This is a genomic window from Faecalibacterium prausnitzii (genome assembly GCF_019967995.1).
GTDB lineage: Bacteria > Bacillota > Clostridia > Oscillospirales > Ruminococcaceae > Faecalibacterium > Faecalibacterium prausnitzii_E.
Window position 1 is genome coordinate 371,843 of the sequence record NZ_CP065377.1, and the last position, 16,681, is coordinate 388,523.

Sequence of the window (16,681 nt, forward strand, 5' to 3'; positions counted from 1 at the left end):
AGAAAGAGAGTAGCATCCCCTTATGAAAATTGCATGTATTTCCCTTGGCTGCCCGAAGAACCAGGTCGATCTGGACGGCATGGTCCACATCCTGCTGTCTGCCGGGCACGAGACCGTGGCCGAGCTGGGTGAGGCCGACGTCATTCTGGTCAACACCTGCGGCTTTATCGAGAGCGCCAAGACCGAGGCCATCGAAAACATCCTCGAAGCCTGCTCCTACAAGCAGCAGAACCCCGATCTGAAGGTCATCGTCACCGGCTGCCTGGCCGAGCGCTACCGCAGCCAGATCGAGGAGGAGATCCCCGAAGTGGACGCCGTGGTCGGCTGCGCCTCCAACAAGGCCATTGACTCCATCGTGGCCCGCCTGTTCAACGGCGAGGACCACCTCGAAAGCTACGGCCTGAAGAAGGACTTCCCGCTGGGCGGCAAGCGTGTCATCGGCACCCCCGCCCACTATGCGTACTTAAAGATCGCCGAAGGCTGCAACAACCGCTGCCACTACTGCGCCATCCCCGGCATCCGCGGCCCGCTGCGCAGCCGTGACATGGCCGACTGCGTGGCCGAGGCCCGCTGGCTGGCCGGTGAGGGCGTCAAGGAGCTTATCATCGTGGCGCAGGACCCCACCGCCTATGGCGAGGACTGGGGCAAGCCGGGCAGCATCTGCGAGCTGCTGGATCAGCTGAACAAGGTCCAGGGCATCGAGTGGATCCGCATCATGTACGCCTACCCGGAGCGGATCACCGATGCGTTTATTGCCGCCATGAAGCGGAACGAGAAGGTCCTGCCTTATCTCGACCTGCCCATCCAGCACTGCAACGATGTCATCCTCAAGAACATGAACCGCCGCTCCAACCGTGCGGAGCTGCTGGACGTCATCGGCAAGCTGCGCCGCGAGATTCCCGGCATCACCCTGCGCACCACCCTGATCGCAGGCTTCCCCGGCGAGACCGAGGAGCAGTTCGAAGACCTGTGCAACTTCGTCAAGGAAGTGCAGTTCGACCGTCTGGGCTGCTTTGCCTACTCGGCTGAGGAAAACACCGTGGCCGCCCGCATGGACGGCCAGATCGAGCAGGAGGTCAAGGAGAAGCGCGCCGAGCTGGTGATGCAGATCCAGACCGGCATCATGGCCCAGAAGCAGGCGGCCAAGGTAGGCCAGACCGTCCGCGTCATCTGCGACGGCATCGACGACGAGAGCGGCCTGTACCTCTGCCGCACCGCAGCCGACGCCCCCGAAGTGGACGGCAACGTCTGCGTTTCCAGTGAAGAGCCGCTGTATCCCGGCGCATTCTATGATATCCTGGTGGACGACAGCGACCTTTACGATCTGTATGGTACTGTCGAAAAATAACAAATTGGAGGGTAAAACGTATGAATCTGCCCAATAAACTGACCCTGTGCCGCATCATTCTGGTGCCTGTTTTCATGATCTTCGTCTCGCTGACCGAGTTTGGCACCGAGACCTTCAACGCAACATGGTATCTGGTGGCAGGCATCGTCTTCGCCGCCGCCAGCTTCACCGATTATCTGGACGGCCATCTGGCCCGCAAGTGGCACATGGTCACCGACTTCGGCAAGTTTGCCGACCCGCTGGCCGACAAGCTGCTGACCACGGTGGCCCTCATCTACATGATGCGGGACGGTGTGTGCAGCCCCGTGGTGCTCTGCATCATCCTGGCCCGCGAGTTCGCGGTGTCCGGCCTGCGGATGGTCGCCGCCGGTGCGAAGGACGGCAAGGTCATCGCGGCCAATATGTGGGGCAAGGTGAAGACGGTGCTGCAGATGCTGACCATCATCTTCTACTTCTTCGGCATCTCGCTGACCTATGGCAATACCATCCTTGGCAATCTGAACGTCTGGCTCATCTCCTACTGGCTGTGCTGGCTGGTGGCAGCGGCCACCGCCATCTCCGGTATCAAGTATCTGTGGGACAACCGCAGCTTCATCAACACGGCAAGATGATCCATTCTGGAATAAAATGAAACAAAATTCGCTTTTGGATCAGCTTCGGCGGGTGTTGTCCATCCTGCTGAACCTGGCCGTGGTGCGGATGGAGCCCATCGCCATCCGGATGAGCTGGGAAGCGGTGGGCGAGCAGAGCCTGACCTTCTACACCGAAAACTCCAACCTCTTCTCGGCGGTGGTCTGCCTGCTGGTGGCAGTCTGCCAGGTGTGGACGCTGCTGTCCGGTCGTGCGCTGCCCCGCTGGGTCAAGCGGCTGAAGTTCATTGCGGCCTGCTGCCTGACCCTGACCTTCCTGACGGTGGTCTTCGTGCTGGCACCCTACTACCCCGATGAGGGCGGTGTGGTGTTTCTGCTGACGGAAAGCTCCATGCTGTACCACCACCTGCTGAACCCGGTCCTCGTTTTTGTCTCCTTCGTCTTTCTGGAACGGGAGCCGCGGCTCCCGGCCCGGAACATCCCGCTGGCGCTGGTGCCGACGGCGATCTACGGAAGCATCGCTCTGTGGGCCAACTACCAGCGTCTGTGGACGGGGCCTTACCCCTTTTTGCTGGTGTATGAGCAGACGCCCCGGCAGACGGTGCTGTGGTGCGTGTGCATCCTGGCCGGGAACCTGATCTGCGCAGCGCTGGTCTGGTGGCTGGGGGGCAACAGCCGAAAACGCCGATAAACTGCAACCAAAAGAGCCTGTTTTCTGACGGCAGCTGCCGCCGGAAAACAGGCCCTTTTTGCGTGAAGCAGGGGGGAACGGATCAGTCCGCTTTCTTGTATTCTGCTTTCATGGCAGAATAGCCGATGAGGACAGTCCACACATAGGCGCAGGTCTTGGGGATCATCAGCAGGCCGATGACCGGGATCACATCGCCCCACAGCACCACCGGGATATAGAAGCCGAAGCTCAGCACGATGGTGAGCCACATCCAGCGGAACGCGGTGTCGTGGTGTTCTTTGGCGCTGCGGTAGAACAGCACGATGACCAGCAGGCCCAGCAGCGCGAAGGGAAGGTTGCGGTAGATGCCCCAGGACAGGGGAGAGTGATTGGTGAGCCACTGGTTCTGGGGCATCACGCAGAGGATCACACGGGCAGCCGACAGAGCGTAGACGGCCCAGGTCACAGCCTTCTGGCCCTGGATGTGGTAGCGTTGACGCCAGACGTAGTACAGCAGCACATAGAATACCGTCATGGTGACCGAGGTGATCCACTTGCCCAGACCCAGCTGGAACGCGTAACTGTCAAGGCCGGTGGTGCACAGAGCCAGTGCGCGGGGCACCAGATGGAAGGAATCACCGGCACCCAGCACCACAGCCATCCAGCCAAACAGCTGGAACTGGGCGGAGCCTTTGCTGTTCCGGATCATGCGGATGCCCACGGAAAGGACGGTGAGCAGATAAAAAATGTCAAAAAGCGTTTCAAAGATCGCACGCATCGTAAAAATCTCCTTTGTTGCCTGAAATGGGTGGAATGCAGCAGGGTTCCTGCCTGAGGGTACGGAACCTCACCCCCTTAATTGAACAATGTTCACTTTGACGGATAAAAAATCCCCACGAAACCGTGGGAAGTTTTTTAATAGATGGCCCGCCGGACGATCTCCAACACCATGGACGGGTCGAAATCCTGCTGCACCAGCGCGGAAAGCATCTGGGAAAACAGGACCCCGGCAAACCGTTCGGCAGTGAACTGGTCGTTGAAGGCGTCCGGCCGGACGTTGGGGTCCTGCTGCAGGACGAAACACAGCTGCCGCAGGATGTGCTGCCACGCCTGCTGCATCTGCTGTTTTCCATCCGCCGTGCCCTGGTGCATAAAGCCAAGGGAGTGATGGGTGAAAAAGCCGGGATACTGGGCGCAGCCGTATTCCAGCTGCCGGTACATCCAGCGGACACAGGCCAGCGTGTCCCGGAAGACGGCTTCGTCCTCCGGGCGGTGGAAGATATCGTTCCAGATGCTTTCCACCGTGGCGCTCACCAGCTCGGTCTTGGATGCAAAGTAGTTGTAGATGCAACCCACCGACACACCGCAGGCCGCAGCCACGGCGCGGATGTTGACCGCTGCCCATCCATTTTGCTGGATGAGGGCACGACTGGCTTTTAAGATATCCTCTTTGGAGGTTGCAGTAAGATTCATGCGATCACCTCAAAATGAACTGTGTTCATTATAGATAGAACACAGCGTTCTGTCAAGGGGAAAAGCAAAAAAGTTTTTGGAAATTTTTGCACGGTGCAAAAAAGGCTGCCCCGCGGGAAGACCCATGGGGCAGCCTTGGAAAGAACGCTGGTCGTTACAGCAGCGGGATGCCGGCCTTGGCGCAGGCTTCGTGTGTGGCCTGATCCCAGACGCTGGCCTGGACCTCGCCGATGTGGGCACTGCCCAGCAGCAGCATGCACAGGCGGCTCTGGCCGATGCCGCCGCCGATGGTGTAGGGCAGCTCGCCGGACAGGACGGCCTTGTGGAACGGCAGGGCGCGGCGATCGTCGCAGCCTGCCATGGTCAGCTGCCGGTCCATGCTTTCGGGGCTGACGCGGATGCCCATGCTGCTCAGCTCATAGCTGCACTGCAGCGGCTCGTTCCAGAACAGCAGGTCGCCGTTCAAATCCCAGTCATCGTAGTCGGGTGCACGGCCATCGTGGGGCTTGCCGCTCTTCAGCGGGGCACCGATCTTCATCAGGAAGGTGGTGCCGTTCTCCTTGACGAAAGCGTTCTCGCGCTCCTTCGGGGTCAGGTCAGGGTACAGGTCTTCCAGTTCCTGGGTGGTGATAAAGGTCACGTTCGGGGTGTGCAGGGGCAGGTCCTGCAGCTGGGGGAACATGGCGTGGAGGTTCATCTCGGTGGCGCAGACCGCCGACACGATGGAGCGCACGACATTCTTCAGATAGGCTTCGTTGCGGTCCTCTTCACGGATGACCTTCTCCCAGTCCCACTGGTCCACGTAGACGGAGTGGAGGTTGTCCAGCTCCTCATCGCGGCGGATGGCGTTCATGTCGCAGTACAGGCCCTTGCCCACCCGGAAGCCGTAGTCCTTCAGGGCTTTGCGCTTCCACTTGGCCAGCGACTGCACCACCTGCGCTTCGGTGCCGCTGTCCTTGATGTCGAAGGTGACCTTCCGCTCGACGCCGTTCAGGTCGTCGTTCAGGCCGGTGGAGGCCTCCAGGAACAGCGGTGCGGACACGCGGTAGAGGTTCAGCGTGGCGCAGAGCGTGTCTGCGAACAGCCGCTTCACGGTGCCGATGGCGCGCTGGGTGTCGTACAGATTCAGCGCAGGCGTGTAGTTTGCCGGGATGATCGTTTTACTCATGGCAGTTTACCCCTCTCTTGCGCTCCAGACTGGCCGAATTGCCAGAGCTGGAGACGCTTCCCTTTAATATCGTAAATTATGGCACAAGTTGAGGGAGATGTAAAGGGGGATGCCGAAAAAGCTGCGCTCAGGCGGGCAGGGCGCACAGAATGAACCGCGGCCCCTCCTTGCCCACCGTCCCGGTGGGGACGAAGCCGACCTTGCGGAGAACCGCCTGGGAGGCCGCATTGGCGGGTTCGGTCTCAGCCTCCACGGCGGCCACGCCGGGCTGGGCCAGCGCCCAGCGGCAGGCGGTGCGGACGGCCTCGGTGGCATAGCCCTGGCCCTGAAATTCGGGTGAGATGCCGTAGCCGATCTCCGGCTGGCCGTTTTTGGGCAGACCCTTGAAGCAGAGGTCGCCGACAAAGTCACCGGAATCGTTCTGGTAAAGGCCCCAGGCCGTGTACCAGATCCACTGCTCCGGGTGCCGGAGGGAGAGGGTCAGCATTTCGGTATAGGGGCCGACCAGCTCCGGGTCGGTGGTGCGGGCGAGCAGGGCGCGCATCCCATCCGGCTGCAGCGGGATGAGAAAAAGACGTTCGGTCAAAAGCTGCATGATGTGAACCCTCCGATTTGTTTTTGCCCAGTGTAGCACAGCCGGAGAATGGCGTCAAATCGCTTGACTTCCTGTCCGGCGGCTATTATAATAAATTTGTATCAGAACAAATGCGTTGATCCGGGCAGAGTAGCGCAGAGAGCGTCTGCACAGAGAGAACGGGCCGTTGGCTGGGAGCCTGTTTGCAGAGGACTGTGGGAAGTGCGCCCGGAGAGCACACTGCGGGAAGGACAGTATCGCAGTGCGGCCGCCGCCGTTACCGGCTTTGAGCGACAAACAGAAGTGGAACCGCGATTTGGAATGAGAACCGCCTTCGTTGCTGTACCAGGGTACAGCGAGGAGGGCTTTTTTGTTTTTGCGGCTTCTGTCTGCCACACAAAAGGAGAGGTTTTTATGCAGATTTTCAACACCCTGACCCGCCAGAAGGAAGAGTTCGTGCCGCAGGTGCCCGGCGAGTACCGCATCTACGTCTGCGGCCCGACCGTTTACAACTATATCCACATCGGCAACGCCCGCCCTCTGATCGTGTTCGACACCCTGCGCCGCTATCTGGAATACCGCGGCAACAAGGTCATCTATGTGTCCAACATCACCGACATCGACGATAAGCTCATCAAGAAGGGCCAGGAAGAGGGCACTTCCATGAAGGAAGTCGCCCAGCGCTTTGAGGCCGAGTACCTCAAGGATGCCGCCGGTCTGAACTGCAAAAAGCCCACCGTCCAGCCCCGCGCCACCGAGCACATCCAGCAGATTTTGGACATCGTCAAGGACCTGATCGACTCCGGCCACGCCTATGTGGCCAAGAACGGCGACGTCTACTTCCGCGTCAAGAGCGACCCGGAGTACGGCAAGCTCAGCCACCTCAAGCTGGACGATCTGGAGAGCGGCAACCGCGAGCTGCGCAGCCAGATGGAGGATGACCTGAAGGAAGACCCCGCCGACTTCGCTGTCTGGAAGGCCGCCAAGCCCGGCGAGCCTGCCTGGGAAAGCCCCTACGGCATGGGCCGCCCCGGCTGGCACATCGAGTGCAGCGCCATGAGCCGCACCCATCTGGGCAAGACCATCGACCTGCACTGCGGCGGGCAGGACCTTATCTTCCCCCACCACGAGAACGAGATCGCCCAGAGCGAGTGCGCCAACGGCTGTGCGTTCGCCCGCTACTGGATGCACAACGGCTTCATCAATGTGGACAATCAGAAGATGTCCAAGAGCCTGCACAACTTCTTCACCGTCCGCGATGTGGCCAACCTCTACGGCTATGAGCCCATCCGCTACTTCATGCTGACCGCAGGCTACCGGATGCCGCTGAACTATACCGTAGACCTCATCGAGAGCTGCAAGAACAGCCTGGAGCGCCTGTACACCTGCCGCGAAAACCTCGATTTCGCCCTGAGCAAGAGCGAATTTGGCACCGACGAGAGCCTGAAGGCCAAGGCCGACGAGGCCCGCACCAAGTTCTGCAAGGCCATGGACGACGACCTGAACACCCCCGACGCGCTGGCTGCGGTGTTCGATCTGGTCAAGGAGATCAACACCCTGTCCGCTTCTTCCACCAAAGAAGCGCTCGAAGCCGCCGCCAAGGCGTTCGACGAGATCACCGACGTGCTGGGCCTGATGTACAACCGCAAGAAGGACGAGGTGCCCGCCGAAGTGACCGAGCTGGTCGAAAAGCGCGCTGCGGCCAAGAAAGCCAAAGACTGGGCCACCGCCGATGCCATCCGCGCCCAGCTGACCGAGATGGGCTGGGCCGTCAAGGATACCGCCCAGGGCCCCCAGCTGAGCAAGCTGTAAAGAGCGGAAGAAACTGCCGTGCGTCTGCGCGGCAGTTTTTATATCAAAATTTTGAGTTACTTGAATCCCGTTATTGACCCAAAGGGCAGGATGCGGTAAAATAAAGTTGGCCCAAAGCAATTTTTGGCCCGGCGGGAAGTTTCCCGCCGCATGACCGCAACCTTTGAAATGCAAACAGGAGGTCTGCTCTATGAAGACCAAAAGGATGATCTCGCTGCTGCTCGCCGTCCTTCTGACGCTGAGCGTGGCCGTTACCCCGGCGTTTGCAGCGTCGGCGGGGGATCTGCTGCCCGCCGCAGAAAGTGCAGATGTCGAGGAAAGCAATGATGTCGTTTCCATCCGCCTGACCACGTCGGGTGAGTTGGTTTATGGTTCGCCGTTCACCCTCAGCGTCGTGACCAAACCCGCCGACACCCAGTATATCGGCGTGGTCATCGGCACCAAGGGCGAGGCAAAGGGCTATGTGACGCTGGTCCTCTCGGACAAGATCCGCACCCTGCTCAAGATGATCCCGCTGCCGCGCAAGATGTCCGCTACACCGGATCAGCAGGAAGAATTCAACCTCTACGCCTACATCAAGCAGCTCATTGACGGCAACGACGTGAGTGTACTGCTGCGGGTGGCCGACGAGGTCGTTTCGGTGATGGATGTGCTGCAATTCTATATGCCCACCATCAAGGACGTTTCCACCGGCCTGAAGCTGGCGCTGGCACTCATCCGAAAATTCCTGCCGGATGGTGCCTTCAGCCGCATCTACGTGGATGAACAGCCGACCGAGTCCGGCAACTATGTGGCCGGTGCAGTGGCGCTGGAATCCGGCGACGTGAACACCGCCGGTGTGGCCATGTTCCGCATCAAGCCGAAGACGGAAGGCGTCCGCACTTACTGGGCGCAGGAAGTGCCCGAAACGATGACCGTGGAGGAAGCACAGAACTACGACCTGAGCGCCGTGCTGGAAGTGGACGGCCAGCCCGTTCCGGAGGGCAAGATCAGCTACACCTATAAAAAGGGCGGCTGGTTCGGCAGCAAGTCCGACACCCTGCCCACCCAGCCGGGCGAGTATGTCCAGACCGCGACCGTGGGCGGCAACTACTCCTGCGAGAAGATCACCCGCACCATCATCATCCAGTAAAACGATCAGACGATGAGAAGACCCCTGCCGTGCAGCTGCATGGCAGGGGTCTTTTGTATCAGGAACAGCGGAGATCAGATGCCCCGGAACCGCCAGCCCCAGCCCCAGCCGCCGCAGCAGCAGTTGCAGAGGAGGTTCAGCAGGATCATGCTCCAGCACCAGCGCATCAGGCCGCCCGGCTGGGCATAGGTCGTCTGGGTGCGGTAGGTGCGGCCGGAGCTTTGCAGATTGCGCAGATGCACCTGGTATTCGGTGTTGCCCGGCTCCATCTGGGCGGCGCGGCGGGCGTCCTGCAGGGCGTCGATGCTGTTGCCCAGGCCCTGGTTCGCCAGCGACGAGAGATAATACCACCGGGCGGTGCGGTTCGCGATGCCGTCCAGCACACGGCGGGCCTCGGCGTAGCGGCGGTTCACGATGAAGTTGCGCGCCGCCTGCAGTTCGGGCGTGTCCGCGCTGCTGAAGCCCGGCCCGCTCTGCTGCTGGTAGCCGCCGAACCCAAACCCAAAACCGAACGGGTCGAACCCGAAGTCCCAGTCGCCGTCCTGCTGGCCGTAGCCCTGCTGATAGCCGCTGTTGTAGAAGCCGCCATAGCTCTGCTGCTGGCCGTAGGGGTTGCCGTAGCCGCCGTTCTGTGGGCCGGTCTCCCCTTTGGTGATGGCGTCGTAGGCCGCCTGCACTTCCTTGAAGTGCTCTTCGGCCGTGGGGTCGTTGGGGTTCAGGTCGGGGTGCCAGCGCTTGCACTTGGCACGATAGGCTTTTTTGATTTCTTCCTCGCTGGCTCCGCGCTGGATGCCCAGCACCTCATAGGGGTCTCTCATGGATCAACTTCCTCACGTCTCTACGAACTTGCGCGGCCTTGCTGCCGCACGAACAAAATTAAGTGTACAGGACAATGCCTGAAAAATCAAGAGAAACCGCCTCATTCGGCGGCTCTGGGGGGATTTTTTGCACGTTTGCAGTTGTATTTGAGCCAGACGCCGGAGTAGAGGATGTTCCGCAGCAGGTCCACATCCTCCACGCAGGGCAGGCGCTCAAAGCTACGGGCACAGTTGGCGAGCAGCAGCTCGAAGATCTCCCGCATCTCTTCTTCGTAGCCGGGCAGCTGGTGCAGGCTGCGCAGCGGGTTGTAGGCTCCCTTTTTCAGGTCGCGGTCGAGGTCGTCGTAGGCATCCAGCAGGTAGATGTATTTGCCCAGATGAAAGCCGATGCTGCGCAGCTCCGGGGACCAGTGGTCCTGCTTGTAGTCGAACAATTCCGCCATCAGGTCGCCAAAGCAGCCGGACACGGCGTCCAGGTCTTCGCTGCCCTCGGCCTCGTACTGCGCCAGCCGGTCCAGACAGGCGCGGATGGCGCTGCACTGCCGTGGCCAGCGTTCGGCGGCTGCCGCAGTGGGGGCGGCGAGCAGCGCCTCGAACCCCAGCCCCAGCAGGCTGCGGTCATCGTTCCACTTGTCCTGTGCGTTGTAGTAGTGGAGCGCAACGCTCAGGTCGGCGCAGTAATCGGTTGGCCCGCTGGAACGCCAGTCCACCTTCCGGATGGGGTGGATGGGGCAGTGGTCGGCGCCGGTGTGTAGCGCGGTCTCGCCATCGTACAGGCTGGAGAGCAGCAGATCCAAGAAGGTCAGGTCATAGCTCAGGGTCAGCCGCCCGCGCAGGCCGTGCAGCGCACCGATGCGGCGGCAGAGCCCGCAGTAGGCTGAGCGGTACCGCGCCTGCGCTTCCGGCGAAAGCGCAGCCTGATTCGGGATCACATATCCGAACATGGCTCAGCTCTTCTTGATGAACTGGGTGCCGCAGCGGGGGCAGGAGATCTGGATGCGGCCGCGCCCGCGGGGCACACGGAGCTTCTGGCGGCACTGGGGGCAGCGGTAATAGTGGTAGACCTTGCGGTTGGCCCACTGCTCTTTCAGGCCCCGGAACTTGTTGTCCACCCGGTCTTTGAGGGTGTAGAACTTGTAATTCTCTTCGGTCCGCTTCGAGATGTTGCGGCTGAAGGTGCGGTAATAGCAGAAGCCCAGCAGCACCACACCCAGCCAGGTGAACAGGCTGATGCGGCTGACGATGGCGATGAGCAGCAGAACCAGAGAGGCGATGCTCAGAAACTGGTTCAGGCCGTCGGTGCCGTAGCGGCCGATCATAAAGCGGCGAAGTTTTTCTCTCATAATCGTACAGTCCTTTGTCCTCAAACTCTTCAAAAGGGGACGGCCGAAGCCGTCCCATAAACTCTTTACACCCATAGAATATCAGCCAAACATGATAAAATTTTGAACGGAGTGCAAATCTATCATGAAAGGACGGGATTTAAGAACGCTTGCGCACCGTGAGCACGGCTTCGGTGTCCAGCGCGCCCTCCATTTTGCAGTGGAGCACGGCGCGGCCTGCCCGGCCGGTGGTGGCAAGGTAGGTGCCTGCCATGCCACCCCGCAGCGGCACAACGCTGGGGCCGAGGATCCTGACCGGGCCTTCCACGCTCAGCTGAACAGCCTCGCCGCAGTAGGGCAGGAAGTTGCCGTTCTGGTCGATGGCCCGCAGGCTGACGGCAGCGCAGTCCCAGGTAGGGCCGTCCGTCAGCAGGGGATTGTAGACCGTGCACTCCAGCCGGACGCTCTGCACCGGCTCCCGCACCACGGTGCGGACGGTGCGCCCATGCCACACGGCCTCGAACCGGTAGACGCTGGAGGGTGATCCGAGAACGCCGATGTACTTGTAGTACATCCGGAGCAGGTCGTTCCAGCTCAGCCGCAGCGAAAGCAGCCGCGCCCGGCTCAGGGGCGAAAGGCTCAGCGCGTCCCGGCGCATCTCGTTGAGGATGGCGGCCACCTGCGGCGCGACCACGGGGTCCAGCCCCTCATACTTTTCGAGCAGAGAGCCAACGAAATCCTGCACCTCGATGGGCGGATGGGGCAGCGCCGCGAACCGGCCCCGGCGGTCCGGGCTGAACTCGGCAATGAAATCGTTGCCGCGGTAGAGCCGGACGCTCTCGGCGTTGGTGAACACCCAGCAGGCCCCGGCAAACCCGCCGGGGTGGTCGCCCAGCGCCATGCTGGACGAAACTTCCAGCACGATGTCGGAGGGGGAGCGGGGCGTCTTCTGGCTGGCATAGACGGCGGCGGAGAGCTTCGGGTTCCGGAACGAGTCGAGCACACCGTGGTAACAGATGCGGTCGCCGCTGCCGAACTCCCGGTGGGTGTTGTAATCGGCCATGCACCAGCCAAAGCTGCCCGCCACGCCCGGCTGGGCGATGGCATCGTTCAGGACGGCCGCGTGGTGGAGGGCCTGGGCCAGCCGGTGCGGCTCGTCGTCAAAGGTCTTGGCCGGGAACTGCTGGCCCCCGAACTCGCTGATGAGGTAGCCCTTGCGCAGGTCGGGCGTGACGGCAGAGCGGTTCTCGCAGCCAGCCCCCCGCCCGGTGTAGGAAAAATCGTTGTAGGCGTAGACGTCTTCCAGCAATTGGTCTTTGCGGCGGATGTGGGCACCGCCGGTGGGGCGGGTAGGGTCCAGCCGCCGGACGGCCTCATTGGTGCGCTTGTAGAACGCTTCATCGTCGGGGCTGCCGTTGACCCGTACGCCCCACAGAAAGACGCTGGGATGGTTGCGGCACTGGCAGACCATCTCGCGGCAGTTCTGCAATGCCTGCGCCTGCCAGCTCTCGTCGCCGATGTGCTGCCAGCCCGGCATTTCCACAAAGACCAGAAGCCCCAGCTCGTCGCAGGCGTCGAGGAAGGCTTGGCTCTGGGGGTAGTGGCTGGTGCGGACTGCGTTGCAGCCCAGCTGCTTTTTCAGGATCTGGGCATCCAGCTGCTGGATGCTGTCCGGCATGGCATAGCCCTGATAGGGGTAGCTCTGGTGGCGGTTCAGGCCGCGCAGCTCCACCCGCTGGCCATTGAGGTACAGCCCGCCCGCCACGAACTGGAGGGTCCGGAAGCCGAACCGGGTGGATTTTTCGTCCAGCACCCGGTCGGGCAGGCCGCTGGTGCCGGGGCGGATGAGCCGCACGGTGAGGGTGTACAGGAAGGGGTGTCCGATGCTCCATGGATGGACGCCGTTCAGGGTGCCCACGATGGGCAGCGACAGCTCGCCGCTGTAGAGCGCCCGGCTCCCGGCGGGGCTGCGGATCTCGGCCTGCAAGGTGCAGCCGACCGTTTCGCCCACGGTGGAGGTGTAGATGCGGAAATCGCCCTCGGCCTGCGCCTCGATGAAGATGTCCCGCAGATAGGCAGGCTCCTTCACGTCCAGCGAGACGGCGCGGTAGATGCCGCCGTAGGTCAGGAAATCGATCTGCCCGCCGAAGGGCGGGATGTTCAGGTCTTCCCGGCTGTCGCACCGGACGGCCACGACGTTCTGCTCCCCCAGACGGAGGGATTCGGTCAGGTCCACGGTAAAGGCCGTGTAGCCGCAGCCATGATGAAACATCCGGCGGCCGTTGCAGAAGACGGTGGCGTCGTGCGCCACGGCCTCAAAGGTCAGCAGGACCGTGCGGCCCTGCCACTCTTTGGGCGCAAAAAACTCCCGCCGGTAGCCGCAGAGCCGCTGGTAATCGTTCTCATTGCAGTAATTGTAGGGCAGCGTCCTGACCGTGTGCGGGATGCGCACCGGGGTCAGGGGCAGATCCGGACATTCCGGCCGCACGATGGCGGGGTCGAATACCGGGGTGAAGGTCCAGCCGTCGTTCCAATCGTAGTGTTCCATAGCCTGCTCTCCGTCATGGTAAAAAATACTTATCTTCATGTTACCACAAAGTTATGAACGAAAAAAGGATGCAGGCGCTGTTTCTGCGGGATTTCTCACTTTTTCTGGAACAAAAGCGGCGGATGGCAGCAGAAAAGCCCGGCCGGGCAGTGCCGGTCAGGCTTTTCGGGCGTGGCTGCTTATCGGATGAAGTTCGTCATGGGGCGGCGGGGATTCTCCGGGTGCCGGATGCCGGCGGCCTTGCCGGCCTCGATGCACTGGAGCAGCCAGGCCATGTTCCGGCCCAGTTCCCGCATCACGGCGCAGCCCTCTTCGTCCTGCAGGACCTGAGCGGGGTTGGAGCCGTGGACCATGGCCCAGTAGGAGCCGTTGACCAGCGGCATGTGGAAGAACTCCGGGTACTTGACCAGCTGGTCCAGCGTGGTGGTGGTACCGCCGCGGCGGGCCGAACAGCAGATGGCGGCAGGCTTGTAGGCCAGATACTTGCCGCCTGCGTAGCTCAGACGGTCCATAAAGCTGGTCATGTTGCCGGAGGCCGAGGCATAGTGCACCGGGCTGCCGAAGACGAAGGCGTCGGCGGTCCTGGCTTTTTCGATGGCCTCGTTGACCACGCCGCCAAAGACACAGCCGCTGCCTGCGGCGCAGCCGCCGCAGCCGATGCAGCCGCCGACGGGCCGGGTGCCGACGTTGAAGATCTCGGTCTCGATGTGGGCGCGGTTCAGCTCCTCCGCGATGAGGGACAGAGCGGTGTAGGTGCAGCCTTTCTCGTGGGGGCTGCCGTTGATGAGCAGGACTTTCATACGTTGAATCTCTCCTTTTGACCATGCGCCCCGGAACAGGGGGCGCTCTGCCCTGATTTTAGCACACTTGCGGCCGCAGTGCAACGCGGGCCTTGACAAAGCACGGTGTCTTGACAATAATATAAAGATACATAAAACGGAATGCAAAAGGAGGCAACCACATGCGAGTCATTGCAGGAGACGCACGGGGCAGACGGCTGGAGGCCCTGCCCGGCACCGATATCACCCGCCCCACCCTCGACCAGGTCAAGGAGGCGATGTTCAGCATCGTTCAGTTCGACCTGCCCGGCGCACGGGTGCTGGACCTGTACGCGGGCAGCGGCCAGCTCGGCATCGAGGCCCTCTCGCGCGGGGCAGCACGGTGCGTGTTCCTGGACGAGAACCGCGAGGCCGTCAACATCGTGATGAAGAACTGCAAGACCTGCGGCGTGTTCGACCGCAGCCGTGTCAACATCGGCGAGGCGGCGCGGTATCTTTCCGCCTGCCGTGAGCAGTTCGACCTGGTTCTGCTGGACCCGCCGTTCCACGGTGGTACGCTGGAAAAGATCCTTCCCAGCGTGGAAAAGGTGCTGGCGCCCGGCGGCATCGCCCTGTGCGAGAGCGAGACCGGTCTTGTGCTGCCTGCCGAGGTGGGCAGCCTGACGCTGAAGAAACAGTATAAGTATGGCAAGGTGCTGCTGTGGAAGTACACGAAGCCCATGCAGCCTGCCGGAGAGGAAGATGCGGAATGAACGTGAACGAGCTTTTGGATACCATTGAGGACGCGCTGGAAGAGAGCGCCGGGATGCCCCTTTCGGGCGGCAAGCGGATCGTGGACGTGGAGCAGATCCGGGATTATCTGGACGAGATCCGCCAGAATCTGCCCGTGGAGCTGCGGCAGGCGCAGTCCATCGTCAGCGACCGCGCCCAGCTCATTGATTCGGCCAACGCCCAGGCCCAGGCCATCGTGAAAAAGGCCGAGGACCGCGCCCGCATCCTCGTCAGCGAGGCGGAGATCGTCAAGGCGGCCCAGCAGCGCGCCTCCGAGATCGTCTCAGCCGCCCAGACCGAGGCCCGCACCGTCCGCCAGACCGTGACCGACTACTGTGATAATATGCTCAAGACCACCGAGGAGACCATGGCAGAGAATGCTGCGCAGGTCCGGAACGTCCGCGCCAATCTGCGCCAGACGCCCCGGAAACCCCAGTGAGCGGAGTTTGTCGGAAAAACCCATTTGCCCCTGCAGCAAAATTGACGGCTTGCAGGGGCTTTTTTTGTGACATTTTGAGAGAAAAACCAGCCCGAAAAGCCTTGCATTCGCAGGGCGGTTTTGTTACAATAAAACTGTATCAGAGAGATGCCTTGGGGCAGTGTGTGCCTGCGGGCAGAAAAACACGGCGAAAAACGGAAAAAACAGCGTGAAATCGCCGGATGATACGCAACTTGAAACGACAGAAAGGAGGCTGGGCCCTATGGGCAGTGAAACGATCGGACAAGCCTTTGACCCGGCCTCGTTTGAGCATGTGCCTGTGCTTTTGAACGAGTGCCTGGACGGCCTTGCCATTGATCCGGCAGGCATCTATCTGGACGGCACCGCAGGCGGTGCGGGGCATTCCCGCCAGATCGCGCTGCGGCTGGACGCGGAACAGGGCGGCAGGCTCATCTCGCTGGATCAGGACCCGGACGCGGTGCAGACCGCGCGGGCGCGGCTGGCCGGGCTGCCTGCCACCGTGGTGCAGATCAACTTCCGCTATGCGGGACAAGCTCTGGAACAGCTGGGCATCGACAAGATCAACGGAGCGCTGCTGGACCTCGGCGTTTCCAGCCACCAGCTGGACGATGCTGCCAGAGGCTTTTCCTACCGGGCAGACGCTCCGCTGGACATGCGGATGAGCCAGGAGGGCGAGACCGCCGCCGACCTCGTGAACACCGAGAGCCGGGAGGAGCTGGCCCGCATCCTCAAGGATTACGGCGAAGAACCCTTCGCCTGGCAGATCGCGGGCAAGATCGTCGAGGCGCGGGAGGCTTCCCCCATCGAGACGACATTGCAGCTGGCCGACATCGTGGCCAGCGCCATGCCGGCGGCCGAGCGGCGCAAGAACAAGAACCCGTCCCGCCGCACCTTCCAGGCGCTGCGCATTGCAGTCAACCACGAGCTGGACGCACTGGAAGAGGGCATGGACACCATCTTTGAGCATCTGGCCCCCGGCGGGCGGCTGTGCATCATCACCTTCCACTCGCTGGAAGACCGGCTGGTGAAGAACAAGTTCCGCCGTTGGGCCACCGCCTGCACCTGCCCGCCGGAGTTCCCGGTCTGCGTCTGCGGCGGCAGGGCCAAAGCAAAACTCATCACCCGCAGACCCATCGAAGCAAATACGCAGGAGCTGGAAGAGAACCGGCGCAGCCGGTCGGCACATCTCCGCGTTCTTGAAAAAATTTAACCATTG

At 61.7% G+C, this 16,681-nt stretch carries 17 protein-coding genes; 8 read left to right on the top strand and 9 right to left on the bottom strand.

What is annotated here, in order from left to right:
* Positions 1–22: 22 nt before the first annotated feature.
* From rimO to I5P96_RS01920, 3 genes are read left to right on the top strand one after another with little or no spacing between them, the layout of a single operon-like run.
* Positions 23–1,348, top strand: a complete 1,326-nt coding sequence (gene rimO / locus I5P96_RS01910) for a 30S ribosomal protein S12 methylthiotransferase RimO (RefSeq protein WP_097793108.1) — start codon at positions 23–25, stop codon at positions 1,346–1,348.
* Positions 1,349–1,368: 20 nt separating this feature from the next.
* Entirely contained in the window at positions 1,369–1,959 is a 591-nt protein-coding gene (pgsA, locus tag I5P96_RS01915) for a CDP-diacylglycerol--glycerol-3-phosphate 3-phosphatidyltransferase (protein ID WP_223382878.1), read from the top strand.
* A 16-nt stretch (positions 1,960–1,975) separates the two neighbouring features.
* The gene (locus I5P96_RS01920) at positions 1,976–2,629 is read left to right on the top strand and encodes a hypothetical protein (protein ID WP_223382879.1); all 654 of its coding nucleotides are present in this window, start codon (positions 1,976–1,978) and stop codon (positions 2,627–2,629) included.
* Positions 2,630–2,711: 82 nt separating this feature from the next.
* Here the strand turns inward: I5P96_RS01920 and I5P96_RS01925 are convergent, their stop codons facing one another.
* The 4 genes from I5P96_RS01925 to I5P96_RS01940 all read right to left on the bottom strand — a co-directional run bounded on the left by I5P96_RS01925 (position 2,712) and on the right by I5P96_RS01940 (position 5,844).
* On the bottom strand, positions 2,712–3,386 hold the full coding sequence (locus I5P96_RS01925) for a hypothetical protein (protein WP_223382880.1): 675 nt from the start codon (positions 3,384–3,386) through the stop codon (positions 2,712–2,714).
* Positions 3,387–3,523: 137 nt separating this feature from the next.
* Positions 3,524–4,081: a TetR/AcrR family transcriptional regulator gene (locus I5P96_RS01930; protein WP_097793104.1), complete on the bottom strand. Its 558-nt coding sequence runs from the start codon at positions 4,079–4,081 to the stop codon at positions 3,524–3,526.
* Positions 4,082–4,235: 154 nt separating this feature from the next.
* Positions 4,236–5,249 (bottom strand): aspartate--ammonia ligase, encoded by a 1,014-nt coding sequence (asnA, locus tag I5P96_RS01935; protein WP_207686152.1) that lies wholly within the window; start codon positions 5,247–5,249, stop codon positions 4,236–4,238.
* 127 nt (positions 5,250–5,376) lie between these two features.
* Positions 5,377–5,844 carry a GNAT family N-acetyltransferase gene (locus I5P96_RS01940; RefSeq protein ID WP_223382881.1) on the bottom strand — a complete coding sequence of 156 codons (468 nt, stop codon included), beginning with the start codon at positions 5,842–5,844 and terminating at the stop codon, positions 5,377–5,379.
* A gap of 393 nt (positions 5,845–6,237) precedes the next feature.
* Here I5P96_RS01940 and cysS point away from each other — a divergent pair, with 393 nt between their 5' ends.
* Positions 6,238–7,635, top strand: coding sequence for a cysteine--tRNA ligase (gene cysS / locus I5P96_RS01945; RefSeq protein WP_118553486.1), 1,398 nt, complete (start codon positions 6,238–6,240; stop codon positions 7,633–7,635).
* Positions 7,636–7,825: 190 nt separating this feature from the next.
* A complete protein-coding gene (locus tag I5P96_RS01950; RefSeq protein WP_223382882.1) occupies positions 7,826–8,767 on the top strand; it encodes a hypothetical protein in 942 nt (313 codons plus the stop codon).
* Positions 8,768–8,841: 74 nt separating this feature from the next.
* Here the strand turns inward: I5P96_RS01950 and I5P96_RS01955 are convergent, their stop codons facing one another.
* The 5 genes from I5P96_RS01955 to I5P96_RS01975 form a co-directional block, all read right to left on the bottom strand.
* On the bottom strand, positions 8,842–9,585 hold the full coding sequence (locus I5P96_RS01955) for a J domain-containing protein (RefSeq protein ID WP_223382883.1): 744 nt from the start codon (positions 9,583–9,585) through the stop codon (positions 8,842–8,844).
* Positions 9,586–9,686: 101 nt separating this feature from the next.
* Positions 9,687–10,529 carry a DUF5685 family protein gene (locus I5P96_RS01960; RefSeq protein WP_223382884.1) on the bottom strand — a complete coding sequence of 281 codons (843 nt, stop codon included), beginning with the start codon at positions 10,527–10,529 and terminating at the stop codon, positions 9,687–9,689.
* A 3-nt stretch (positions 10,530–10,532) separates the two neighbouring features.
* A complete protein-coding gene (locus tag I5P96_RS01965; protein WP_097793098.1) occupies positions 10,533–10,928 on the bottom strand; it encodes a hypothetical protein in 396 nt (131 codons plus the stop codon).
* Between the two features lie 139 nt (positions 10,929–11,067).
* Positions 11,068–13,455: a glycoside hydrolase family 2 protein gene (locus I5P96_RS01970; protein WP_223382885.1), complete on the bottom strand. Its 2,388-nt coding sequence runs from the start codon at positions 13,453–13,455 to the stop codon at positions 11,068–11,070.
* Positions 13,456–13,634: 179 nt separating this feature from the next.
* On the bottom strand, positions 13,635–14,255 hold the full coding sequence (locus I5P96_RS01975; protein ID WP_097793096.1) for a flavodoxin family protein: 621 nt from the start codon (positions 14,253–14,255) through the stop codon (positions 13,635–13,637).
* A gap of 161 nt (positions 14,256–14,416) precedes the next feature.
* Here I5P96_RS01975 and rsmD point away from each other — a divergent pair, with 161 nt between their 5' ends.
* From rsmD to rsmH, 3 genes are all read left to right on the top strand, one after another.
* A complete protein-coding gene (gene rsmD / locus I5P96_RS01980) occupies positions 14,417–14,986 on the top strand; it encodes a 16S rRNA (guanine(966)-N(2))-methyltransferase RsmD (protein ID WP_097793095.1) in 570 nt (189 codons plus the stop codon).
* Positions 14,983–15,444, top strand: coding sequence for an ATPase (locus I5P96_RS01985; protein ID WP_097793094.1), 462 nt, complete (start codon positions 14,983–14,985; stop codon positions 15,442–15,444). The genes rsmD and I5P96_RS01985 overlap by 4 nt, the downstream gene beginning before the upstream one ends.
* Positions 15,445–15,706: 262 nt before the next feature.
* Positions 15,707–16,675 carry a 16S rRNA (cytosine(1402)-N(4))-methyltransferase RsmH gene (rsmH, locus tag I5P96_RS01990; RefSeq protein ID WP_223382886.1) on the top strand — a complete coding sequence of 323 codons (969 nt, stop codon included), beginning with the start codon at positions 15,707–15,709 and terminating at the stop codon, positions 16,673–16,675.
* Positions 16,676–16,681 lie beyond the last annotated feature (6 nt).